The organism is Streptomyces sp. 2323.1, from assembly GCF_900221035.1.
Classification (GTDB): Bacteria; Actinomycetota; Actinomycetes; order Streptomycetales; family Streptomycetaceae; genus Streptomyces; species Streptomyces sioyaensis.
Map to the genome: position 1 here is coordinate 5847516 of NZ_LT907981.1, position 23298 is coordinate 5870813.

The window sequence follows — 23298 nt, forward strand, 5'->3', positions numbered from 1 at the left end:
CCCTCGCTCGTGGTGCGTTGTGGTCAGCGTACGCGGTGGCCGGATGCGCTTCCAGTGACCGTCCAGCGACGGAAGGTTGCCGTACCGCGGTCCCCGGTCGCGGAGTTGGCGGCCGACTGGTGCACTCCGGTGTCCTGCCGGGCGGCGGCTCCGGGGACGCGGACGGTGGCGATCTCGCGCCAGCCGGCGCCGCCGTCGGTGGAGCAGGCGCCGGTGTACGTACCGGAGCCCCCCGCGTCCGGGCCGCGGGTCAGCCGCAGCAGGACGGGCGCGGTGACGCCGGTGAGCCGCCGGTAGGTGTCCAGGGTGCCGTCGCCGGTGGCGTCGTAGGACAGCACGACGCCGTTGGCGGGCGTCACGGACAGGTTGAGGAAGCCGACGGCGTCCGGGGAGCCGGGGGCCGGGGTGGCGAGGCGGTTGCGGACGACGAGGCCGGCGCGGGCCCAGGGGCCGGTCGGGTCCTGCGCGCTCACCTCGACCGTCACCGAGCCGCCCGGGGCGAGCGCGTCCGGCCGGTAGACCGCGCCGAATTCGGCGGTGGCCTTCCACAGGTCCGCGCCTCCGCCGTTGACCGCGAGCCGGTCGCCGAGCTGGCCGAAGACCGCCGCATTGGTGGTGACCGTGCGCAACTCCCGGTCCAGCGGCCCCGCCACGAACAGGGCGCCGTGGTGGGTGGCGCGGACCCGTGGCTCGCCCTTCGGCCCGTAGTCGGCGGTGAGGCCGTACGGCAGCTCCTTCAGCGGCTCGGTGAGCGGGCCGGCGGGTGCGGTGACCCGCCAGCGGGCCCGGCCGGTGCCGCCGGGCGGGAGCGACGGCAGCGACACCGGGCCCTGCGCGGTGGCTTCGACGCCGGTCAGCGCGAAGTCGACCCGGCCGGTCGGCCGCAGCCCGTTGACGTTGCGCAGTGCCGCGGTGACGGTGGCGGCGCCGCCCGGCGGCAGCGCGGACGGGCTCGCGGTGACCGTGACGGTGCCCTGGTAGGGAGCCTTGGCGAGGGTGTCGTGGACCCGCTGCGCCGTGCGGTACGCCTCGGTCGTGGGGTGCAGCGGATGGGTGGTGCGCTCATGGGTCCAGGGCTCTTCCCTGGCGTACCAGTCGAAGGGCTTGGGCGGCCGGTCCGCGGCCAGCGCGTCCGCGAGTTCGGCCAAGTAGGCCTGCCACTGCGGGAGATGGACCTCGCCGATCAGGCCGTGCCAGTCGCGGTTGGCGTAGTTGGCGAGCGAGCCGCCGTCGGCGGTGGGCCGGTCCGCCCAGGTGGTGAGCAGCGCCCGGGCGCTGTGTTCCAGGCGTGCCGCCTCCTCGGGGCCGGACGCCATGGCCCGGGCGTCCGCCAGCCACGGTCCCAGCAGGAACTGCCGGTGGGCGCCGGTGACGTCCTCGCTGAGCCGCATCAGCTGCAGCCACAGCCCGGACAGCGCACGGAACGTGGCCCGGTCCTTGCGCCGGTAGGCGTCCTGGAGCTGCCCGATCAGCTGCCAGGACCGGTTGGCCAGCGCCTGCCGGGCGGTGTCGGTCAGATCGCGGCGGTAGGCGTCGGAGCCGCGCAGTGCGGGGCGGACGGTCAGCAGCGCCGCGAACGCGGTGTCGAAGGCCGCCGGGTCGAAGGCGGGGGTGTGGGTGGCGTAGACGGTGCCGGAGCGGGCGGCCAGGTCGGGGCGGGCGGCGAAGACCGAGTCGTGCGGGCGGCCGTCCTTGCTGGAGATCTCGTACGCGCTGGTGCCCAGGGCGGCGAACGCGGCACGGGCCCCCTTGTCGCGTGCGCCGTAGCGCAGGTCGGCATAGCCGTCGAACCATGCGGCGCGGTCCACCGGGCGCTCCCGCCAGGCGAGTTCGCTGAACAGCTCGAAGGCGGCCGGGTCGCGTTCGGCGGCCTCCGGCATGTACGCGGTCCCGGCGAGCCGGCTGCCCGGCTTGTCGCGCCAGGCCGGAAAGCGCTCGGCCCAGACATGTGTCTTGGCGCCGATGGTGGTCCGGCCGCCGAAGTTGGGGATGCTGCCGAACGCGTACGGCACCCCGCCCCAGTCCCGCTCCCGGTCGGTGACCGTCTCCAGGTCGCTGAGGCCGTCCACGATCAGCATCCGGTCGTGGTCGACGGCGCCCAGCAGATCGCGCCGCGGGTTGTTCTGCCAGCCCAGGATCACCCAGGTCGCGCCGGGGCGGGCGGTGCGCAGCGCCTTCTCGACGGCGCGGGCGGCGTCCGGCACCGGGACGTCGCCGGGGTCGCCGCCCTCGTGCAGCAGATCCATCTTGAAGTGGTCGGCGGGGCCGAGCAGTTGCTCCTGGTGGCGGTAGAAGGCGGCGGCCGTCCTGGCGAAGACCTCGGTGCGCGGATCGAGCCAGTCGGGGCGCGCCAGTCCCGACCAGGTGCCCTGCGGCACGGTACGGGCGCCGGGGTTGCGGGCGGCGAAACCGCCCGGGACGGTGCCGAAGTAGCCCGGCAGTACGGGGCGTATGCCCAGCTCGCGCAGCCGGCCGGTGATCCGTCGGCCCAACTCGGCCCGTTTGGCGATCAGTTCACTGCTGGTGGGGCCGCCGTAGCCGCTCATGTTCTGCAGCAGCCACCACGGCTGGTGCGAGGGCGCCGGGATCCAGGCGCGGGCCTCGGCGTCGGAGTAGCCGAAGCCGGTCAGCAGCCGGTGGTAGACCGCCTCGGCGCCCGGGGTGACCAGCACCTCGTTCACCCCGTGCAGCGCCAGGACGTCGATCATCCGCTCCCAGCGCGGCCAGTCCGCGTACGGGGCGGTGTAACCGTCGTGGGTGTCGTTAAGGGCGAACCGGTGCGGCAGCGCGGTGCCGCGCTCGACGGGGGAGGCCGGGGCGGGCAGCCGGCCGGGCAGCTCCACCTGGTCGCCGGCCCACGACAGATGGGCCCGGCAGGTGCATTTGAGGTACCAGTGGACGCCGGTCAGCAGCACCGCGGGCGTGGTCCCGGCGACCGTGATCCGGCCCGCCCGGCCGTCGACGCGGAAGCGGTCGCCGGTGCCGTCCGGGGCGAGCGCCACCAGCTGGAACTGGTCGGCGTGCCGGGGCAGCAGCCGGGTCAGCGCGGCCCGTGCCGGTGCGGTGTCGTACGCCGGTGCCCGCTCCTGGCGGCGGCCGTCCCGCCCGGGGGCGGGGGAGGCCCCGCCGAGCGCCACCCCCGCACCGATCGCTCCGGCGGTTCCCAGCACTGCGCGTCGTGACGGTCGGCTCACGTGTGCCCCCACTGCTCGGTGGTAACAACAGTCGCGTGTGTGGGGGGCACGCTAACGGGCAGTCAGCCGCGGTCCAAGTACGCCCCTGGCGCCGGGGCCGGCCTCGGGCCTGGCCCCGCCCCTGGCCTCGCCCTGTCCCCGGGGCCCGGTGGCCGTCGGCCGCCGCGGGCGGCGGCGACCAGTGTTCCGCGGACCCTCATCCCTTCGCTTCCTGGGCTTCACGCGCTCGGCCGGCGGGCCCGGGAACAGTCTGCCGCGTAGAGAAGGGCCAGGTCACCGGGTTGCGCCCGCACTCGGCGTCTTCCCGGCACCGCACTTCGGCCGGCCCCGCCGCTCCCCGCCCGTCGACTCGCACAGCCTCCCCACTCCCCATGGAGGGCTCTCATGAGCGTGGCATCGACCGCGTCCGCCGTCCCCACCCCCGTCCCCACCTCCGTCTCCACTCCCGTCCCTGCGAACGCCGCCCCCGCCCCGGCCGCCGACCCCGGCTACACCGCGGAGATCGCCGACACCCGGGCGCAGATCCGCGCCGCACAGCGACTGCGCCACCGGGTCTTCGCCGAGGAGATGGGTGCCACCCTGCACTCGCCGCTCGCCGGCCACGACATCGACGACGTGGATCCACTCGCCGATCACCTCGTCGTCACCCACACCGCCACCGGCGAGGTCGTCGGCACCTACCGTCTGCTGCCGCCCGGCCGCAGCGCGCGGCTGTACTCCGACGGCGAGTTCGACCTCGGCGCCCTGGACGGGCTGCGCCCCTCCCTCATCGAGGCGGGCCGCTCCTGTGTGCACCCCGACCACCGCAACGGCGCCGTGATGACCCAGATGTGGGCCGCGCTCGCCCGCTACACCCTGCTCTCTGGCCACCGCTACCTGGCCGGCTGTGCCTCCGTCCCGCTCGCCGACGGCGGCACCGCCGCCACCCACGCCTGGGAACTGGGCCGCACCCGCTACGCCGCCCCGTCCGGGCTCCAGGTCACCCCGCACCACCCCTGGCAGGCCACCACCCCGCTCCCCGGCCGCCCCAGCCTCGCCCAGCTGCCGCCGCTGCTCCGCGGCTATCTGCGCATCGGCGCCGTCATCTGCGGCGCACCCGCCCATGACCCCGAGTTCGACGTCGCCGACTTCTTCGTCGTGCTGGACATGGAACGGCTGGACGACCGCTACCGGCGCTACTTCCTGGGCGAGCAGCGGTGAACGGCCCCTGGGACGTCTCCTCCGACTGCACCCCGGACTGCGCCGCGCACGCGGTACCGCGCGTCCCGGCGAGGGTCGTCGCCCGCCGCGGCGCCGTATTCGCCCACACCGTGCGGCGGGCGCTGACCGACGGCACGCGGCTGGCCGACCCGGTACGGCTGCGGGGGCATGCCGCGGCGCTGCTCGATGCGCTCGGCATCCGTATCGAGGGCGCCGCCGCGCTCTGTGCCGGGGACGGCCCCGGCACCCTCGTCGTCGCCAACCACATCTCCTGGCTCGATATCCTCGCCCTGCTCGCCGTCGAACCGGTCACCCTGCTCGCCAAGCGCGAGGTCGGCGGCTGGCCGGTGGTCGGCGGGCTGGCCCGCCGGGCCGGTACGCACTTCATCGACCGGACGAACCCCCGGCGGCTGCCCGACTCCGTGCGCCAGGTGACCGAACTGCTCGGCTCCGGACGGTCGGTGGCGGTCTTCCCGCAGGCCACCACCTGGTGCACCGCCGAACAGGGCGCCTTCCGCCGGGCGACCTTCCAGGCCGCGCTCGACGCGGGGGCGCCGGTCCGCCCGGTGACTCTCGACTACACCCAGCAGGGCCTGCCCAGCACGGTGGCCGCGTTCTGCGGCGAGGACACCTTCGCCGGCTCGCTGCGCCGGGTGCTCGCCGCCCGTGGTCTGACCATCCGCGTCACGGCACACCCGGCGCTGACGGCGGCCGACGGAGACCTGGACCGGCGGGAGCTGGCGGCGCTGGCGGAGCGGGCGGTCCGCGGCGGCCGTCCGGCAGCGGCAGAGCCGGTACGTCGTGCGTCCACAGCGGCCGCGCTCATGCCGTCCGTACCCGTCCCGTCCGTACCGGCCGCCTCCGTACCGGCCCACTCCCGACTGCCGGATACGCCCCTGCGGGACACCCCGGCTCATGTTTGACCAACTCGACCAGCTCGATCAGCTCACCGAGCCGGTGCAGGGCATGCTGGGCTCGCCCTGGCTGTGGCTGATCATCCTGCTGGTGTCCGGCCTCGACGCCCTGCTGCCGTTCATGCCGAGCGAGACCACCGTCGTCCTGGTCGCCGTGCTCATCGGCCCCGATCTGCCGCTGCTCGCCCTGCTGGCGGGCGTCGCGGCGACCGGGGCACTGGCCGGTGACTGTCTGGGCTATGCGGTGGGACGGTACGCGGGCCCGCGCGCGATCGGCCGGCTGCTGCGTGGCGAACGCGGCCGGGCCCGGCACACCAGGGCCCGCGCCATGGTCGAACGGCACGCCGCCCTGCTCGTCATCGCCGGCCGCTTCGTGCCCGGCGGCCGGGTGGTCGCCTCGCTGTCCACCGGCAGTGTCCGCTTTCCGCTGCGCCGCTTCGTCCTGCTGGACGCGGCGGGCGCGGGCATCTGGGCGGTGTGCAGCGCGGCGCTCGGCGGCTTCGGCGGTACGGCGTTCACCGATTCCCCGGCCGTGGGCATGCTGCTGGCCTCCGGGGCCGGCCTCCTGGTGGCGGGCTGTGTGGGGTATCTGCACCGGAGGGGCGTCGGCGTACCGGAGGAACGCCCGCCGGGCACGTCGGAGGAACGTCCGCCGGGCCGGCAGAAGCGGCGCGGTCGGGGCGGGGGAGCGGCACCCGGCCGGGCGGGGGAGCGGATCCCGCCCGGCCGCACCCCCGGCAGGAGGAGCCGAAGGGCGTGTGACCCCGGGCCTGAGCCTCAGATGCCCGGCACGTACTTGTAGCCCACCCGCCGCACCGTCACGATCGACGACCGGTGCGCGGCGCCCAACTTGCGGCGCAGCCGGGCGACATGGACATCGACGGTGCGGCCGTCGCCGACATGCCCGTACCCCCACACCGTGGTCACCAGCTGGTCGCGGGTGTGCACCCGGTGCGGATGCGCCACCAGGTGGGCCAGCAGCTCGAATTCGAGGTACGTCAGATCCAGCGGCCGGCCCTGGACCTGGGCGGTGCGCCGCTCGGGGTCGATCCGTACGATCTCGTCGCCGGTCGGCGCGGTGGGCGGGGGTGCGGGCGGCCCGGGTGCGGCGGTCTGCTGTGGGGCGGCGGCCTGCTCGGCCGGTACGAGCACCAGATAGCCGACCATCGGTGGCTGTCCGGGCAGGGCGGGCAGGTTGTGCTGGGGCGCCGGAAGCCAGGTGGCGCCGGAGTGCAGCAGCTCGGCGACCGAGGGGGCGCCGTGGCGCGACGCGCCGCCACCCGGGGCGGTGGCGGGCGACGGGAGGGCCTCGTCGGGGGCCACGGCGCGCAGCCGGTGGCGGTGGGCGTGCGGGGCGGGAGTGGCGGCCGTCGGGGAAGGGGCGGTCAGGGTACGGACGTTCGTCATCACGGTCAGCTTTCGCGCGAAGGGGCGTCGGGGGACGTCGTGCGCGCGGGCAGGGCGTGCGGCGCCGGTCAGCGGCGTCGGTGAGAGAGGTGCGGGCCCGCGCTCAGTGCGCGCGGCAACACAGGAGGTCGAAGGCGTGCGCCTGCCGGGACGGCCAGAACGGCTCAAGGTCGCTGCGACCCGTCGCGGTGTCATTGAGGCTGGCCATGGCCCCATTGAACCAGACGGCCGGTGTTCTGTCCCCGGCGCGGCCCGCGGTGTGACGCGAATCCGCTGAGCCGTGGTCGGGCAGGCGCCGGGGATGGGGAAGATCCGGTCCCGACTCGGCGGTGGCGCGCCGGAGTTGGCGGACGGGCGGTCCCACGGGAGGCGATTGGGCCCCTGGCTGGAATCCGTTACGCGGCGTCCCCCCCGGCCGCGGCGTCCCCCGTACGTGGCGCCCCCCCCGTACGTGGCCCCCCACCCGTACGCGGCGCCGCACCCGCTATGCCGGGTGGCCCCTTCCCGGGCCCCGGACGTTCTCCGTCTGCCCGGCCCTCCTCCGTATCCCCGCCCCACACATCACCCCGAGCGCCGTCGCCGTCAGATGCCCGGCATCGGTGAACGTCCGTGCCCGGCGCAGCACGGGCCAGGTCCCCAGCGCCAGCAGGCCGGCCGTCGCCGCGGTCCGCGCGCCGCGGTGCGGGACGGCCGCGGCCAGGGCGCCGAGCGTGGCATGGAAGCCGTAGCTCGCCCCGACGTCGACGGCCTGGGCGGTCGCGTCCGGCGGATCCGTGCGCACCCGGCCACGCAGGCCCGCGTACACCAGCAGACAGGCGCCGGTGTGGCCGGCCGCGAACACCGCTGCCGCGCGCCGGGCGCCCCAGCGCGCCTCGGCCGTACCGAGGACGGTGAGCAGCGCGGCGGCGTACGGGAGCGACAGCGGCTGCTCGACGAGGAGGGCGCTGGTGGCCAGCGTCCGCCACCGGCCGGCCCGCAGATTGACGACGTTGGTGGAGTGGGCGCGCAGCAGCTCCGTACGCCGCCGGTCGGGCAGCCGTGCGGTGGCATACGCACCGAGCTGGACGGCACCGACGTAGAGTGGCGCGAGCCAGGGCACGGCGGCGGCCGGCCGGACCCGCGAAACGGCACCCGGCAGTACGTCCCTGCGCAGGAACCGGGAGGCGGCCTTCGGCATCTCAGGCCCCCGTCGGCAGCCGCTTGCGCCAGTCCAGCGGGGTGACCTCGATGACGCGGTCCGGGTCGCCGTCCCACTCCACCGGCAGTCCCGCAGCCGTGAGCGCCGCCGCCACCGTCCGCCCGACCTCGGCACGCGCCTCGCCGGCCGCCTCCCCGGTGTCCGCGTACGCGCCGTAGCGGACCGAGAGCCCATAGCCGTCCGCGGCGGCCTCGGTGTCCTGGTAGTGGAAGAAGACGAACCCCCGGTCGCCCTCGGCGCGTTCGGCCGCTATCTCGCCGAGCGCGCAGTTGCTGCAACAGGTGAAGTGCATCCGGGCGGTCAGCCCCTGGGAATCCAGGGCGGCGAAGGCCCGCGCGACCCGGTCGGCACCGGTCACCTCGGGCCATCGCTCCTGCTCGGCGAGCTGTTCCTCCCACAGGCCCGCCACGATCCGCCGCGCCTCGTCGAGGGTGAGCGGGGAGTCCTCCGGATCGAGGGCGTCGCACACGCTCTGCGCGACCTCGTGGGCCTTGCGGAAACCGGAGCGCATGTCCTTGCGGGCCTGCTCCTCGGCGGCCGCGCGGGTGCGCGGGTGCAGGCCGGGCGTGGCGAAGAGGTCCGCCGGCCGCCAGTCGAGCGCCCTGCGCCAGGCGTCCCCGCCGCGCGCCCAGTCCAGGAAGACCGCCACGACCTGCTCGGCATCGTCGCACTCCGCGCTGAAGTGCCGCTCGGGGGCGCCGTCGCGGTACTCCACCGCGAACGGCCCCGTGCCCTCCCGCCAGGTCTGCACGAAGACCTGCTGCTGGTCGGGGACGCGCTCGACGACCACGAAATGGTCGTCGGCGGCGCCGATCCGCCGCAGCAGTCCGGCGAGTTCGGCTTCGGCCGGATGGGCGCGCTCCGCCCCGGTCTCGGTCCTGACGTTGATCGCAAGCATGCCCCCAGCGTGCCACCCGCCACTGACAACCGACCCCCGGCCCGCGCCTGGCAATCGGCCCCGGCCGCCACGTGCAAGCGACCCGGCCGCCCGGCATGCGAGAAGGGGCCGGGCCCCACCGGCCCGGCCCCGCTCCCACGCCGCCGCGACGACGACGTCAGATCTGCGACGAGGTCGTCAGATCTGCTCGCGCCGCGCCAGTTCGGTGCAGCAGGTGTCCACCATCAGACGGGTGACCACATACGGGTCGACATTGGCGTTCGGCCGCCGGTCCTCGATGTACCCCTTCTTCTCGACCTCCACCTGCCAGGGGATCCGCACCGAGGCGCCGCGGTCCGAGGCGCCGTAGGAGTACGCGTCCCAGGGGGCGGTCTCGTGCGCGCCGGTCAGCCGGTCCTCGATGCCGGTGCCGTACTGGCGGACGTGCTCCAGCGGCTTGTCGCCCTCACCCAGCGCCTCGCAGGCGGTGATGATCGCGTCGTAGCCCTCCCGCATCGCGCGGGTGGAGAAGTTGGTGTGCGCACCGGCGCCGTTCCAGTCGCCCTTGGCCGGCTTGGCGTCCAGCGACGCGGTGACGCCGTACTCCTCCGCGACCCGGTGCAGCAGCCAGCGCGCCACCCACATGTGGTCCGAGACCTCCAGCGGCGGCAGCGCGCCCACCTGGAACTCCCACTGGCCGGGCATGACCTCGGCGTTGATCCCGGACAGGCCCAGGCCGGCCGCGAGGCACAGGTCGAGGTGCTTCTCGACGATCTCCCGGCCGAAGATCTCGCCGGCGCCCACCCCGCAGTAGTACCCGCCCTGCGGGGCCGGGAAGCCGCCGCCCTCGGGGAAGCCGAGCGGCCGCTCGCCCTTGAGGAAGGTGTACTCCTGCTCGATGCCGAAGATCGGCTCCTGGCCGGCGAACTTCTCCGCCACCGGGCGCAGCAGCGCCCGCGTGTTGGAGGGGTGCGGGGTCAGGTCGGTGTGCAGGACCTCGCAGAGCACCAGCAGGTGGTCGCCGCCGCGGATCGGGTCCGGGCAGCTGAAGACCGGCTCCAGTACGAGGTCCGAGGAGTGGCCTTCGGCCTGGTTGGTGCTGGATCCGTCGAAGCCCCAACGGGGCAGGCTGCCACCGTCCGCAATGATCTTGGTCTTGGAGCGGAGCTTGGCGGTCGGCTGGGTGCCGTCGATCCAGATGTATTCGGCCTTGATACTCACGGGGTTCCTCTTACTGCCGGTAGGTGCGGGTGCGGGTACCTGTGCGGGTGTACCGCCGCACTCTCGCAACGCGCCATTTCCCGCCCGTTGCTCAATTGTGAACCGCAGGTTACTGAGCCGGACATCCCGGCATTCCTAAGGTCCCATCGATCGAATGCCTGGGATTCTGCCGCTTGAGGGGTCCGCTCAGGCCTGGCCGCGGGCGCGGTGCAACCGGCCCCCGGCCCGCACCCCGCGAGACACTGGCCCGTATGGCGACCCTGCGCATCGGACTCCTCGGTACCGGGCCCTGGGCGCGGACCGTCCACGCTCCCGCCCTCGCCGCCCACCCCGGCGTCGAGCTCACCGGCATCTGGGGCCGCAGGCCGGAGGCCGCCGCCGCACTGGCCCAGGTCCACGGCTCCCGCCCGTACGACAGCCCCGACGAGCTGTTCGCGGCCTGTGACGCGCTCGCCGTCGCCCTGCCGCCCTCCGTGCAGGCCCCGTTGGCGATCCGTGCGGCCGGGGCCGGCTGCCATCTGCTCCTGGACAAACCGGTCGCCACCGCCGTGCCCGAGGCCCGCGCACTGGCCGCGGCCGCCGAGCGCGCGGGGATCGCCTCGGTGGTCTTCTTCACCGCGCGCTTCGGGGAGCAGGAGGGGGAGTGGATCGCCACCCAGGCCGCGGTCGGCGGCTGGTTCACCGCGCACGCCGACTGGCTCGGCTCGGTCTTCGCCGAGGACAGCGCCAGCCCGTATGCGCACTCGCCCTGGCGCCGGGAGAAGGGCGGCCTGTGGGACGTCGGCCCGCATGCGCTGTCCGTGCTCCTCGCGGTCCTCGGCGACGTGGAAACGGTCACCGCGACCCGGGGCCCGGCCGATGCGGTGCTGCTGACCATGCGGCACAGCAGCGGCGCGGCCAGCACCGCGACGGTCGCCCTGACCGCCCCCGCCGCGGCGGCCGGGGTCGAGATCACCCTCCGCGGCACCGCGGGCACCACCTGCCTGCCCCGCCGCCTGCACGGTCCCGAAGCGGCCTACCACCGCGCCGTCGACGCCCTGCTCGCCGCCGCCGGAACCGGTCTGCCCAACGCCTGCGACCTCCACTTCGGCCTCCGGGTCACGGAAATCCTGGCGGCGGCCGAAGCGACGCTGCCCCCTCTCGTACGGCCCGGCGACTGAGCCTCGCCCGGGGCCCTGCGGCGACCCCTCCTTCACCCCTCAAATCCCCCCTGGCCAGGGCCTTTTGTCAGTGGTGGCCAGTAGAATGGGAACCAGTCAGTGAGGGTTCATCCACGCTCCAGGAGGTCGCCGATGACCGCTGCCACACTCATCACGAAGCCTCTCCCGGCCCACCCACTGCCCAAGAAGCCGCTGCCCGCCGGATGGCCGCGCGAGCGGTACGAATCGCACAACCGTCGCCTGAAGGCCATGCGGCTGGCCATAGCCCTGCTCGACACCGGCGTCTACCGCCCCGAGCAGGCCCCGAACCGCACGATCCGCCGCACCGCGGCCGACATCGGGGTGCACACCCCGTCCGACACCACGTGCCGCCTGGTGCGCGCGCTCCTCTACGACCACTGCTGACCCGTCCGCGCACCAACAGGGCGGCCGGCCCCGGGACTTCCCCCGGGGCCGGCCGCCCCACACCCACGCCCCCCGGAGGCTCACCCGCCCGGCCGCTCCTCCGGGGCCTCGGCGGCATCCATGTCCACCACCTCCGCCAGCGCCTCCGTCAGCCAGTCCACCCAGAACATCTCCAGGCCGATCCCGGCCCGCAGCACCAGCCGCCGCAGCCGGTCCTCGGGATCCGCCGCGGCCCCGAAGTCACGGTCCTCGATCTCCTGGTACTCCGCCAACTGCTGCCGGTGCTGCGCCAGATGCCGCCGCAGCTCCTCGTCGAGCCCGGCCCGCCCCACCACCGCAGACGCCCGCAGCCGCAGCAGCAGCGCGTCCCGGATGGGCTTGGACTCCTGCTCGCCGGACGCCCACCGGGTCAGCTCGGTGCGTCCCGCGGGCAGCACCGCGAACTGCTTCTTCTGCCCGCGGGACGGCTGCTCGGCGGGCAGCGCCCGGATGTATCCGGCCAGCTCCAGCTTTCCCAGCTCGCGATAGATCTGCTGATGCGTGGCCGACCAGAAGTAGCCGATCGACCGGTCGAACCTCCGGGTCAGCTCCAGCCCCGACGACGGCTTTTCGAGCAGGGCGGTGAGGATCGCGTGCGGGAGTGACATGGGGGAATCCTAGGGCGGGTCCGCAGCGCAGACGGTGGCGTCCCGCCCCCGGGAGGCGGCCAGGTCAGAGCGCCGCGGCCAGCTCCGTACCCTGGGCGATGGCCCGCTTGGCGTCCAGTTCCGCGGCGACGTCCGCCCCACCGATCAGGTGCACGGCGCGCCCCTCCGCCCGCAGTTCCTCGTACAGATCCCGGCGCGGCTCCTGCCCGGTGCACAGCACGACGGTGTCCACGGGGAGCGTGGTGGCCGTGCCGTCGACCGTGAGGTGCAGCCCCTCGTCGTCGATCCGCTCGTACGACGCCCCGGCGACCATCGTCACCCCGCGGTGCCGCAGCTCGGTCCGGTGGATCCAGCCGGTGGTCTTGCCGAGGCCGGCGCCGACCTTGGAGGTCTTGCGCTGGAGCAGATGCACCTGGCGCGGCGCCTTGGGGCGCTCGGGCGCCCGCAGCCCGCCGCGCTCCTCGTACGCCGTGTCCACACCCCACGCCCGGAAGTAGGCCTCCGGGTCCTGGCTCGCCGCGTCGCCGGCATCGGTCAGGAACTCGGCGACATCGAAGCCGATACCGCCCGCCCCGATCACGGCCACCCGGTCGCCGACCGGCGCCCCGTCCCGCAGCACATCGAGGTAGCTGACCACGCTCGGGTGGTCGATCCCCTCGATCTCCGGCGTCCGCGGGGTGACCCCGGTGGCGACCACGATCTCGTCGTAGCCGCCGAGATCCCCGGCCGCGACGGCGGTGTTCAGCCGCACCTCCACGCCGTGCTGCGCCAGCTGCGTACGGAAGTAGCGCAGGGTCTCGTCGAACTCCTCCTTGCCCGGGATCCGCTTGGCGATGTTCAGCTGCCCGCCGATCTCGGCCGCGGCGTCGAACAGGGTGACCTCGTGGCCGCGTTCGGCGGCGGAGACGGCACAGGCGAGCCCGGCGGGACCGGCGCCGACCACCGCGAGCCGCTTGCGCAGCCGGGTGGGGGCCAGGACCAGCTCGGTCTCGTGGCAGGCCCGCGGATTGACCAGACAGGACGTGATCTTCCCGCTGAAGGTGTGGTCGAGGCAGGCCTGGTTGCATCCGATGCAGGTGTTGATCGCCTCGGACCGGCCGTCCCGCGCCTTGGCGACGAAGTCCGGGTCGGCGAGGAAGGGCCGGGCCAGGGACACCATGTCGGCCCGCCCGTCGGCGAGCAGCTCCTCGGCCACCTCGGGGGTGTTGATGCGGTTGCTGGTCACCAGGGGGATGCCGACCGAGCCCATCAGCCGCTTGGTCACCCAGGTGTAGGCACCGCGCGGCACCGAGGTCACGATGGTGGGGATCCGGGCCTCGTGCCAGCCGACGCCGGTGTTGATGATCGTGGCACCGGCGGCCTCGATCTCCCGGGCGAGGGTGATCACCTCGTCGAGAGTGGAGCCGCCCGGGACGAGGTCCAGCATCGAGAGCCGGTAGATCAGGATGAAGTCCGTGCCGACCCGCTCCCGGGTACGCCGGACGATCTCCAGCGGGAAGCGCATCCGGTTCTCGTACGAGCCGCCCCACCGGTCGGTGCGCTGGTTGGTCGCGCCGACGATGAACTCGTTGATCAAATAGCCTTCGGAGCCCATGATCTCGACCCCGTCGTACCCGGCGGCCTTGGCCAGCTCCGCCGCCCGTACGTAGTCCTCGACGGTCTGCTCGACCTCGTTGTCGGTGAGCGCATTCGGCACGAAGGGGCTGATGGGCGCCTGGAGCGCGCTCGGCGCGACCAGATCGGCGTGGTACGCGTACCGCCCGAAGTGCAGGATCTGCATCGCGATCCGCCCGCCCGCGGCATGCACCGCGTCGGTCACGGTCCGATGCTGCGCCGCCTCCGCCTCGGTGGTGAGCTTGGCCCCGCCCTCGTACGGCCGTCCCGCGTCGTTCGGCGCGATCCCGCCGGTCACCATCAGGCCGACGCCGCCGCGCGCACGGGCGGCATAGAAGGCGGCCATCCGCGCGAACCCGTTCTCCGCCTCCTCCAGGCCGATGTGCATCGACCCCATCAGCACCCGGTTGGGCAGGGTGGTGAACCCGAGGTCGAGCGGGCTCATCAGGTGCGGGTACGGGCTCATGGGGGCCTCCTGGCGCGGTGGTCGTGACAGCAGTTGTAGACCAGCCGCCAGCCTTATGCAACAAGTTGCATAAAACAGTGACGCAGGCGACGCCGTCCGGCCGGCCGCGCCCCCTTCCGCCCCGGTGCGCCGCTGATCACGCCCGGTGCAGTGTGGCGTGTCACAGACAACATCGCGACGCTGTGGGAGCTTCAACTGAGGTGCTCCTCAGTGGAGTTACCGACGAGTCCGGGTGTGGACCGGTCGGCGCGTGGACCGCCTCGGCCGCCTTGTGGGGGGCGCCCGGGATGAAACCGCGGGCCGGCGGGGAGCATCCGGCTCGGGACGGTCTGCCCGCACGTGGAGAGGATCGAATGAGCACTCTGCAAGCCATCACGCTGGACCAGGTGGTCGACACCGCCCGGTACCCCCTGTCGGATCTCGACGGTGCCGAGGGGCAGGCAGTGATGTCCCGTGCCCGGCGGGAACTCCAAACCCTCGGCTGCACGGTGCTGCCGGACTTCATCCGCCCCTCGCTCCGCGAGGTCCTGCGGCAGGAGTGCGCGGCCCTCGCCCCCCAGGCGCACTTCGAGACCGAGACGGTCAACGTCTACAACATCGCGGTGGACAGCCGGCTGCCCGAGGGCCACCCCGGACGGCGCACCTTCCGCCGCGGCAACGCCTTCGTCGCGCGGGACCGCATCCCCGAGGCGTCCCTCCTCAGCCGGCTCTACTCCCACCGGGCCTTCCAGGACTTCATCGCCCGCTGCTTCGGCCTGCCCGAGCTGCACGAACTGGCGGACCCGCTCTCCGGCCTCGTCCTCAATGTCGTCGAACCGGGCATGGAACACCCCTGGCACTTCGACACCAACGAGTTCACCGTCAGCATGCTCACCCAGCAGGCGTCCACCGGCGGCGTCTTCGAGTACTGCCCGAACATCCGCTCCGCCGACGACGAGAACTTCGGCGAGGTCCTCGACGTCCTCGACGGCCGGGGCGAGCGGCTGATCCGGCGCCTCCCGCTGCACATCGGTGATCTGCAGCTCTTCAAGGGCCGCTACTCCCTGCACCGGGTGAGCCCCGTGCAGGGCGAGACCGCGCGGCACTCCGCGATCTTCGCCTACAGCCGCCGGCCCGGCGTCATCGGGAGCGTGGCCCGCACCCGGCAGCTCTTCGGCCGGGTGCTGCCCGCCCATCTGGCCGCCGAGGGCCGGGCGGTCCGCGGCGACCGGCTGCTGGATTAGGGGCCCGCTCACCGGACAGCCCCGGGGAGGCGACGCCCCGAGGCGGCTGCGTCCCGGCGGACGTCCGGGATGCAGCCGCCGCCACAACCCGTCCCCCGCCCGGCGCTCCACGACGGAGCACACCGGGCGGGTGACGATGCGATGTCACAGCAACCAAGACCGCAGATGCCACGATCTGAACCGTCTGAATCGAGAGAGCCGAATTGAATACGTCAGCCCCTCAGGAAAGCGCAGCCATGACGACCTTCGCCCGGGAGGAGACCCTGCCGCGGGTGCCGCTGCCCACACTGGAGGCGAGCTGTGAGCGGTTCCTCGCCTGGTGCGCGCCGCTGCTGACCGCCGAAGAGCGGGCGGCGACCGAGGCGGAGGTGGCCGCCTTCCTCCGGCCCGGCGGCCCCGGCCGGGTGCTGCACGCGGCGCTGGAGGAGTACGACGCCACGCCGGGCGTCCACAGCTGGCTCGACACCTTCTGGCCCTGCCGCTACCTCGGCCGCCGGGACCGCATCGCCCTCAACGCCAACTTCTTCTTCCTGTTCCAGGACGCCGCGCCCGGCGAGCCGCGCTCCCAGGTGGCGCGGGCGGCCGGGCTGATCGCCGGCGCCCTCGGCTACAAGCGCCAACTCGACCAGGACCTCATTCCGCCCGTCGTCCAGCGCGGCCAGGCCCAGTCGATGGTCCAGAACGCCTACCTCTTCTCCACCACCCGCATCCCCGGGGCGCAGCAGGACACCGTCCGCAGCCCCTACAGCGACGAGTGGCCCGGCCCGTCCGAAGCCCGGCACATCGTGGTGTTCCACCGCGGCGCCATGTTCCGGATGGAGGTGCTCGGCGCGGACGGTGACCCGCACAGCCTCGACGACCTCGAAGCCGGGCTGCACGCCGTATTGAAGGCCGGCGCGCAGCCCCCCGCCCCGGACACCTCGGTGGGCCACCTCACCACCATGGCCCGCGCCGAATGGGCCGCCGCCCGCGAGTCCCTGCGCACCCGCCACCCCGGCAACGCGGCCGCCCTGGAGGACATCGAGACCGCACTGTTCTGCGTCTGCCTGGAGGACTTCGCCCCCGCGGACGTCCAGGACGCCTGCGACCAGCTGCTGTGCGGCGACCGCGGCAACCGCTGGTTCGACAAGGCGGTGTCCCTGATCGTCTTCGCCGACGGCCGGGCGGGCATCAACGTGGAGCACTGCGAACTCGACGGGACCACCATCCTCGGCTTCACCGACGCCCTGCTCAGCACCCCTGCCGAGGAACACTCCCGCCGCTCCGGCGCCCGCTCCCAGGGACTCCCGGCCGTGGAGCCGCTCGTCTTCGAGCTGGACGACGCGCTCCGGGCCCAGGTGCGCTCCGCCGCGGACGCCTTCGCCGCGTACGGCGCGGCCACCGCCACCCGGACCGTCTCCTTCGACGACTTCGGCAGCACCACCGCCAAGGCACTGGGCGCCTCACCCGACGCCTTCGTCCAGCTCGCCTACCAACTGGCCCACCAGCGCGCCAAGGGCCACCTGGGCGCCACCTACGAGTCGATCGCCACCCGGCAGTACCGCTACGGCCGGACCGAGGCGATGCGGGTGGTCACCCCGGAGATCCAGGAGTTCGTCGCGGCCATGGAGGACCCGGCGGCCTCCGCGGACACCCGCCGGGCCGCCTTCCACGCCGCGGCCGCCCAGCACGTGACCCGCGCCAAGGAGTGCCAGACCGGCCAGGCCCCCGAGCAGCACCTCTGGGAGCTGGAGCTGATCCAGCGACGGCGCGGGGCGGAACTGGGCGTGACCGAACAGCCCGCCCTCTACCGCACGCCGGGCTGGCTGACGATGCGCGACGACTACCTGAGCACCAGCTCCGCGCCGTCCGTCCACATCCAGTACTTCGGCTTCGGCTCCACCAGCAGCCGCTGCATCGGCGTCGCGTACGTCCTGCTGCCCGGCCGCTTCCACCTCTACCTGAGCACCCCGCTGCCGGTGGCCGACCAGATGCACACATTCGCCGACCGGCTCCGCGAGGCGCTGACCGAACTGCGCGAACTGCTGTCCGCCGCCCCCTCCGCGAACTGACCCCCTCCCGGACCGGCGGCGCCCCACTGTCTTCTCCTTCTACTTCAACAGCCGGGACAGCCGCCGGTCCGCCAGGATCTTGCCCCCGGTCTGGCACGTCGGGCAGTACTGCAGCGACGAATCACTGAACGACACCTCGCGGATGGTGTCCCCGCACACCGGACACGCCTCCCCCTTCCGCCCGTGCACCCGCAGCCCACTCTTCTTCTCCGCCTTGAGGTCCTTGAGCGCCGTGCCACGGGCCCGCTCAACCGCCTCGCCGAGCGTCGCTCCGACCGCCTCGTACAGCCGGCCCACCTCGTCCGCACCGAGCGTGCCCGCCAGCCTGAACGGCGACATCCGGGCCGCATGCAGGATCTCGTCCGAGTAGGCGTTCCCGATCCCGGCCAGCACGCTCTGGTCGCGCAGCACCCCCTTGATCTGCCGACGCTCCCCCTCCAGCAGCCCACCGAAGACCTCCAGGGTGAACCCCTCCGCCAGCGGATCCGGCCCGAGCCGCGCCACCCCCGCCACCTCCTGCGGATCCCGCACCACATACACCGCCAGATGCTTCTGACTCCCGGCCTCGGTCACCTCGAACCCCGCCCCGTCATCGGGTTCCCCGAGCCGCACCCGCAACGCCAGCGGCCCCTTCCCCGGCCGCGGCGGCACCTCCGGCAGCTTCTCGCTCCACCGCACCCACCCCGCCCGCCCGAGGTGCAAGACCAGATGCAGCTCCCCGACGCCCAGATCCAGAAACTTCCCATGCCGGCGCACCCCACCGAACGCCCGCCCTTCGAGCGCGCTCACCGACGGGTCATAGGTCTTGAGCGCATGAACGGCGACCACATACACCCGGCCCACGGACCGCCCCGCCAGCCGCTCGTCCAACAACCGAGCAAGCGATTCAACTTCCGGCAATTCAGGCATATGGCCAGTCTGCCTCGAAGGGGGCGGGAGGGGGCGCTGCTCGGGCCGGGCTTTCCGACCGCCTGGCCCAGGCATACACAAAAAAAGTCGCCGCGCGACGTCACGCCGCAGCCCCCCGGCCGGCACTCCCTGACGACGGCTTTCGTGCATTCGTGCAGAAGCGAACGGAGCATACGGCGATGCCGGAGTATGTGATGGCGGCAGGAGTCACGGTGGCGGGGTACCTGGCAGTCGTGCTGCGCACCTGGATACGCGCCCGAGGCATGGTGCAGCTGGAAAAGGCGCGGGGGGCGGTGCGCCGCGACATGGTGCGTGAGCTCCCGAGGGGCAGCCGGTTCGTCGACCGTTCCGACCACGTCACCATCGAGGTCGGGCAGGGCAGGCCGTACGAAGGGGGCCGCCGTGGCCTGGGTGGCTGACTGGTCGGGGCGCGCGGCCTGCCGGCCGGCCGACCCGGACGAGATGTTCGTCCAGGGGGCCGCCCAGAACAGGTCGAAGACGGTGTGCACCGGCTGCGAGGTGCGTACGGAGTGCCTGGCCGATGCTCTGGACAACCGGGTGGAGTTCGGCGTGTGGGGCGGCCTGACCGAACGCGAGCGCCGCGCCCTGCTGCTCCGGCGCCCCGCCGTCGTCTCGTGGCGCCGGCTCCTGGAGACGGCCCGGACGGAGTACGAGGCATCCGGCGAGGTGCTCGACCTGGCGGCGCCCTTGTCCTGGCTGAGCAGCGAGGAGGAGGCCGCCTTCGCCACCGTCTTCCGCGAACGGTTCGTGCCGCTCGTGGGTCTCCTCATCAAGGCAGGCGCTGCCCGCCAGGACGCCGAGGACTCCGCCCAGAACGCCTTCGTGCAACTGGCCAAGTCCTGGCGGGACGTCGACCACTCGAACCCGTGGCTGCGCAAGACGGCCTTCCGCATGTGGCTGAAGCTGGTGCACCGTATCCGCCCCGACGAGCTCACCGACCAGATCCCGGAACGCGCCGAGCGCGACCACGGCGACGACGTGACGCAGAAGCTGGTCCTGGTACAGCTGCTCCGCCGGCTGCCCCCACTACAGCGCACGGTGATGGCCTTCGACATCGACGGCTGCACCCCGTCCGAGACGGCCGAGGCGCTGGACGTCCCGGCGGCCAATGTCCGCCAGAACCTACGCCGGGCACGTGCACGACTCGAACGCCTGCTGGACGAGGACGAGGGAGGCCAGCGATGAACACCACCCCCTCCGACCGCTCGCGTCTGCAGCGCTTCCTCCGCGCCGGAACCGAAGAACTGGAGACCACCCTCCACGCCTCGACCGACCTCAACACCCGCCTCTCCGCCGCCCTCACCCCGCCGAGCCCCGCCACCCAGGACACACCGGGCCCGTCCTCCAGACTCAACAGAGCCCTGCACAACGGCGAAACCGAACTACGCGACACCCTCGCCCGCTCGACCGACATCGAGCAGCACCTCACCTCGACCCTCTTCCAGGCGTCCGCCAGGAGCAGCGACTTCCCCGGTGTGCACCACATCGCCTGACCAACGGACCCCGCTCACCGCAAAACGGCCGCCGGCCGCGTCCTTCCCGACGAGGGAAGGACGCGGCCGACGGCCCGAAGACGTCCCAGCCGAGCGGAAAACCGCTCCGGCCTGCTACGTTCTTAAATGTCGAAGAACTGATGTCGCGCAGCTGCCATCTCGGATGCTAAATCACCAGGTCCGTCTGACCTGCGGGAGAGTGATCGTCATCGGTCGTCGTTAATCACCCGTTGACGGCCCAGAGACGGCCCAGTGGGCGGGGTCCTTCGCGATGAGTTGGCGCCTGCTCCTTGCCCTCATTGGCGAGGTGCACACTCACCCACGCCGGGGCAGCATCAGCGGACCCGGCCTCGTAGCGCGCATCGCACTCAAGCACGTCGACGACGAGCCTGCCGAGGGAGGACCGTCGCACCAACGAAGCCCCTCACCTCGGAATTAGGCGGCCATAGTGTCCTCCTGCGAAAACGCGGCCAAATACGGTCCGGCACTGCCCGGCAGATCATCCTGACGCCTAGCTGCTAGCCGCGCAGTCTTCGAGTGGTTTTGCCTTGAGATTCATGACGCCGGGTTGCTCGACACCATTCACCCGCTTGTATGCGTCGATTCTGTGGCCGAGTGCTTTCCTGAAGTCGGCGATACCCTCAAAAGTCCCTTCTACAGGCGAGAGTTCCCCACCTGCAGTTCGAACCCATTCTTTGCCGTTTGTATCGCGGAACTGGATCAACAGCACATTCACGTAGGTGTTCTTCGGCGAGTATCGCTCTCCGTCGCCCCGGATTACATCTTGAGGTGTAATAGTGAACATTGAGCAAGGTTGGACAGGGTGGGGAATGGTAACAGAGTGCAGCTCATCGAAGGGATTTGTCGTTTTGTTATCGACTCCGAAGGTGGTGAATACAAGGCTTGCGATTGTTATGGTGTCGAGGGAGCGGTTCGCGAAAACACCGTTGGTGGCGTATGTGTAATTCTTTGATGGCTCAGACCATATGGAAATGCGAGAGGCTTGAGTGCGGCTCTTCTCATCTGCGGTCTTGCGTGACTGATCGAGCTGATCCTGAGCGACCTTGGCGCCGTAGTAAGTGCTAACACCGGTGAATACGAGGCCGCCAGCAGCTATGAGACCGGCAAGCATATTCCAATCAATTCGAAACCCATTCTTTCGAGCTGTCCCAGGGTTCCGTCGGAGCCTCCGCACCCGCCGAGGGTGTGGCCACTTCCCCTGCACCAGTCGTAAACGCGTCCTTCGGTCCATCCGGTTCCCAGACATCGGTCCCCCAACGAGCTTCATCCTTGCGCGACAGTCATACCGCGACCGCATCCTTCCGCGGAAACACGGCTGGGCACTGCCGACAGATCAACGACCGCGCCCACCGTGCCCGGGCCTCCGTCGCCGACGGCTTCCTCCACAGCCACACACCCAGACCGAGGCCACCCGCCACTAGCAGGAGCCCCGCATCAACCGCCGCCAACCAGCGCCATCACCTCCACCGCGAATGCCCCGGCCGGCAACAACAACTGCGCACACTGTGCTCCGGTGGCTGCCCGTACTTGCCGTGCAACGGCGACTCCCGCGGCAACGACGCTACATACTCGGGAAGAACTGATGTCCCGCATCGCTCACCTCGGGCGCCGTGCTTGGCTGTGGCGCTGATCAGCGGGGGAGGGGGTGTCATGGGTCGTTGCCATCCGTCCTCGGGTCTCCTTCGACGGCCCAGAGACGGCCCAGAGGAAGTGCCCTGAGTCTGTGGAGAAGCGTGTGATGCGGCGCCGAACGACGCCCAACAAGCTGCCCGTAAACCGCGGTTTTGCCCTGAGGGGCCGTGACCTCCCTGATCGAGCACCGGTATGTAAGTTCGCCCCCCTCGGCGTGGTCGAGGCCTGCCTCGGGCGTCGGCTACACACATGGCTGATGGCTGTCGCCACCGTTCGTGATCATTGAGGTCAGCGGAACAGCTCCGGTATCGGGCAAGCCTCGCAAGGCTTGTCTGGCCGTTCGGCCCAGCCCCACCAGACATGCCGACTGGTACAGCTCCGTAGCATCCGGCAGGTCAGCCATCGTGATCGCGCGCGGACTGGCGAAGCGGCACTTGGCGTGAATCTGGCTGCGGAGCGGATGCAGGTCGGTGGACGGGCACCCGTTCCCCCACACTACGAAGCCTCGTTCCGTAGCCGACTGTTGCCTTACTTCTGAGGATTCGTCTCGTCGGCACCGAACTTCGTGCCACAGTGCACCCATGCGTGCATTCATCAAGGGCATCGGTAGCCTCGCACTCCTTGCCACTTTGCTGTTCGGTGTGGTGGAGGTCGTAGCATTTCTGGCGAGGTACGTGGGGCATCAAGTCTTTCATGGCGTAAACCCCACGGTCGCCGCCGCAGCGGTAACCGCGATGGCAACGGTTCTCGTAACCGTTGCCACGTTGGTAATCGGGCGCTACGTCGAACGCCGGAAAGCAGTTGAAGCAGAGATTCGGGGCAGTAAAATACCCGTTTACACTAGGCTTGTAAGCGGCCTAATGAGGACGGTCATGAACCCTGAGTCTTCGAATGAAAATGACGTGGCGCAGTTTCTGCGGGAAATCACGCCAGATCTAATTACGTGGGCTTCTGACGACGTTCTGCTCGCCTGGTCCAAATTCAAGCGAGAAGCGCAAGTTCTCGTATCTGAGGATACGGTATTTAGCTTTGAGCAGCTCTTGTCCGCAATTCGCCGAGACTTTGGGCACAGTGGTAGACAAGTGCAAGAGGGGGACCTCCTGGCTCTCTTCATCAATGACATCGACGAACAGTTGGCCAGGCGGCGCACTCAGAGGGGGCGCCGTGCGAGCACCCCCGGATCATAGTGCCTAGATTCGGGGGCTATATCGCGAAGTACCGCTTCTCTGGCATCAGGTGGCCGATTGCTGTGCGCGCGGTGCGGGCGCTGGTTGGGATGGAGGGGGCGGAGGCAGGAGCGCAGGCCCGGCCGGGGCCGGGCTTGCGTGCGGTGAGCAGAGGCCGCCTTGAATCCGTAGTGAAGTTGCTTTTCGACAGATTCTGGTGGCATGCGAAGTTTGACCTTGCACCGCCGCGCCCCGAGGCCTGGCGCCGAACTGTAGGAAATGGAGGGCCGGTGCCACAAGCCAGTCCGCGCGGTACGTACTTGCAGATCTGCGAGCGGTTCGGCGTGTCCCGCACGGCCGTGCGTTCAGCCATCGCGCAGATGGACAGAAAAGGCCGTCGGTCGTGCCTTCCGGGAGTGGAAGTGCACGGCCGACGGCCCACAGACGTCCCAGGCCGGAACGGCGAACCGCCCCGACCT

Annotated in this window: 19 protein-coding genes and 2 pseudogenes; 12 read left to right on the forward strand and 9 right to left on the reverse strand. The window is 71.7% G+C overall.

The window, feature by feature from the left end; translation table 11 throughout:
• Window positions 1-23 precede the first annotated feature (23 nt).
• The gene (locus tag CPH93_RS25190; RefSeq protein ID WP_443031404.1) at window positions 24-3170 is read right to left on the reverse strand and encodes an alpha-N-acetylglucosaminidase; all 3147 of its coding nucleotides are present in this window, start codon (window positions 3168-3170) and stop codon (window positions 24-26) included.
• A 408-nt stretch (window positions 3171-3578) separates the two neighbouring features.
• On the opposite strand from CPH93_RS25190, the gene CPH93_RS25195 reads away from it, so the two are divergent.
• The 3 genes from CPH93_RS25195 to CPH93_RS25205 are packed head-to-tail and all read left to right on the forward strand — an operon-like array spanning window position 3579 to window position 6110.
• Window positions 3579-4394, forward strand: coding sequence for a GNAT family N-acetyltransferase (locus CPH93_RS25195; RefSeq protein WP_093482838.1), 816 nt, complete (start codon window positions 3579-3581; stop codon window positions 4392-4394).
• Window positions 4391-5317, forward strand: a complete 927-nt coding sequence (locus CPH93_RS25200; RefSeq protein ID WP_096214168.1) for a lysophospholipid acyltransferase family protein — start codon at window positions 4391-4393, stop codon at window positions 5315-5317. Before CPH93_RS25195 ends, CPH93_RS25200 begins: the two co-directional genes overlap by 4 nt.
• Window positions 5310-6110 (forward strand): DedA family protein, encoded by an 801-nt coding sequence (locus CPH93_RS25205; protein ID WP_096214169.1) that lies wholly within the window; start codon window positions 5310-5312, stop codon window positions 6108-6110. Before CPH93_RS25200 ends, CPH93_RS25205 begins: the two co-directional genes overlap by 8 nt.
• On the opposite strand, the gene CPH93_RS25210 is transcribed toward CPH93_RS25205, so the two are convergent.
• From CPH93_RS25210 to glnII, 4 genes are all read right to left on the reverse strand, one after another.
• Complete coding sequence (locus tag CPH93_RS25210; RefSeq protein ID WP_173909879.1) at window positions 6086-6715, reverse strand: winged helix-turn-helix domain-containing protein; 630 nt, start codon at window positions 6713-6715, stop codon at window positions 6086-6088. The two genes, CPH93_RS25205 and CPH93_RS25210, sit on opposite strands and share 25 nt — an antisense overlap.
• Before the next feature lie 484 nt (window positions 6716-7199).
• The gene (locus CPH93_RS25215; protein ID WP_096214170.1) at window positions 7200-7892 is read right to left on the reverse strand and encodes a rhomboid-like protein; all 693 of its coding nucleotides are present in this window, start codon (window positions 7890-7892) and stop codon (window positions 7200-7202) included.
• Window position 7893: 1 nt separating this feature from the next.
• Complete coding sequence (locus tag CPH93_RS25220) at window positions 7894-8811, reverse strand: DUF6891 domain-containing protein (protein ID WP_093482834.1); 918 nt, start codon at window positions 8809-8811, stop codon at window positions 7894-7896.
• A 177-nt stretch (window positions 8812-8988) separates the two neighbouring features.
• The gene (glnII, locus tag CPH93_RS25225) at window positions 8989-10011 is read right to left on the reverse strand and encodes a glutamine synthetase (RefSeq protein WP_093482833.1); all 1023 of its coding nucleotides are present in this window, start codon (window positions 10009-10011) and stop codon (window positions 8989-8991) included.
• A gap of 251 nt (window positions 10012-10262) precedes the next feature.
• Between glnII and CPH93_RS25230 the strand changes: the two genes are divergently transcribed.
• Complete coding sequence (locus CPH93_RS25230) at window positions 10263-11171, forward strand: Gfo/Idh/MocA family protein (RefSeq protein WP_096214171.1); 909 nt, start codon at window positions 10263-10265, stop codon at window positions 11169-11171.
• A 132-nt stretch (window positions 11172-11303) separates the two neighbouring features.
• Window positions 11304-11576, forward strand: coding sequence for a hypothetical protein (locus CPH93_RS25235; protein ID WP_096214172.1), 273 nt, complete (start codon window positions 11304-11306; stop codon window positions 11574-11576).
• Window positions 11577-11656: 80 nt separating this feature from the next.
• Here the strand turns inward: CPH93_RS25235 and CPH93_RS25240 are convergent, their stop codons facing one another.
• Together CPH93_RS25240 and CPH93_RS25245 are read right to left on the reverse strand one after the other, a co-directional pair.
• On the reverse strand, window positions 11657-12223 hold the full coding sequence (locus CPH93_RS25240) for a PadR family transcriptional regulator (protein WP_096214173.1): 567 nt from the start codon (window positions 12221-12223) through the stop codon (window positions 11657-11659).
• Window positions 12224-12287: 64 nt separating this feature from the next.
• Window positions 12288-14303, reverse strand: a complete 2016-nt coding sequence (locus CPH93_RS25245; protein WP_096214174.1) for an NADPH-dependent 2,4-dienoyl-CoA reductase — start codon at window positions 14301-14303, stop codon at window positions 12288-12290.
• Window positions 14304-14656: 353 nt separating this feature from the next.
• Between CPH93_RS25245 and CPH93_RS25250 the strand changes: the two genes are divergently transcribed.
• Together CPH93_RS25250 and CPH93_RS25255 are read left to right on the forward strand one after the other, a co-directional pair.
• Window positions 14657-15526, forward strand: coding sequence for a HalD/BesD family halogenase (locus CPH93_RS25250; RefSeq protein ID WP_093482828.1), 870 nt, complete (start codon window positions 14657-14659; stop codon window positions 15524-15526).
• A gap of 236 nt (window positions 15527-15762) precedes the next feature.
• On the forward strand, window positions 15763-17577 hold the full coding sequence (locus CPH93_RS25255) for a choline/carnitine O-acyltransferase (RefSeq protein ID WP_173909880.1): 1815 nt from the start codon (window positions 15763-15765) through the stop codon (window positions 17575-17577).
• A 39-nt stretch (window positions 17578-17616) separates the two neighbouring features.
• Here CPH93_RS25255 and CPH93_RS25260 read toward each other — a convergent pair whose 3' ends face one another.
• Window positions 17617-18486: an Fpg/Nei family DNA glycosylase gene (locus tag CPH93_RS25260; RefSeq protein WP_096214176.1), complete on the reverse strand. Its 870-nt coding sequence runs from the start codon at window positions 18484-18486 to the stop codon at window positions 17617-17619.
• A 179-nt stretch (window positions 18487-18665) separates the two neighbouring features.
• Here CPH93_RS25260 and CPH93_RS25265 point away from each other — a divergent pair, with 179 nt between their 5' ends.
• The 4 genes and pseudogenes from CPH93_RS25265 to CPH93_RS25275 all read left to right on the forward strand — a co-directional run bounded on the left by CPH93_RS25265 (window position 18666) and on the right by CPH93_RS25275 (window position 20000).
• Complete coding sequence (locus CPH93_RS25265) at window positions 18666-18905, forward strand: hypothetical protein (RefSeq protein WP_093482825.1); 240 nt, start codon at window positions 18666-18668, stop codon at window positions 18903-18905.
• Window positions 18889-19185: pseudogene (locus CPH93_RS36945) on the forward strand (WhiB family transcriptional regulator); the annotation flags it as partial. The gene CPH93_RS25265 and the pseudogene CPH93_RS36945, both read left to right, overlap by 17 nt.
• 108 nt (window positions 19186-19293) lie before the next feature.
• A pseudogene (locus CPH93_RS36950) lies at window positions 19294-19692 on the forward strand (sigma-70 family RNA polymerase sigma factor); the annotation flags it as partial.
• On the forward strand, window positions 19689-20000 hold the full coding sequence (locus CPH93_RS25275; RefSeq protein ID WP_096214178.1) for a hypothetical protein: 312 nt from the start codon (window positions 19689-19691) through the stop codon (window positions 19998-20000). The pseudogene CPH93_RS36950 and the gene CPH93_RS25275, both read left to right, overlap by 4 nt.
• 511 nt (window positions 20001-20511) lie before the next feature.
• Here the strand turns inward: CPH93_RS25275 and CPH93_RS35890 are convergent.
• Window positions 20512-21132: a hypothetical protein gene (locus CPH93_RS35890; RefSeq protein WP_159395053.1), complete on the reverse strand. Its 621-nt coding sequence runs from the start codon at window positions 21130-21132 to the stop codon at window positions 20512-20514.
• Window positions 21133-22234: 1102 nt separating this feature from the next.
• Here CPH93_RS35890 and CPH93_RS35895 point away from each other — a divergent pair.
• Window positions 22235-22840 (forward strand): hypothetical protein, encoded by a 606-nt coding sequence (locus CPH93_RS35895; RefSeq protein WP_159395054.1) that lies wholly within the window; start codon window positions 22235-22237, stop codon window positions 22838-22840.
• The last annotated feature ends 458 nt before the right edge of the window (window positions 22841-23298 follow it).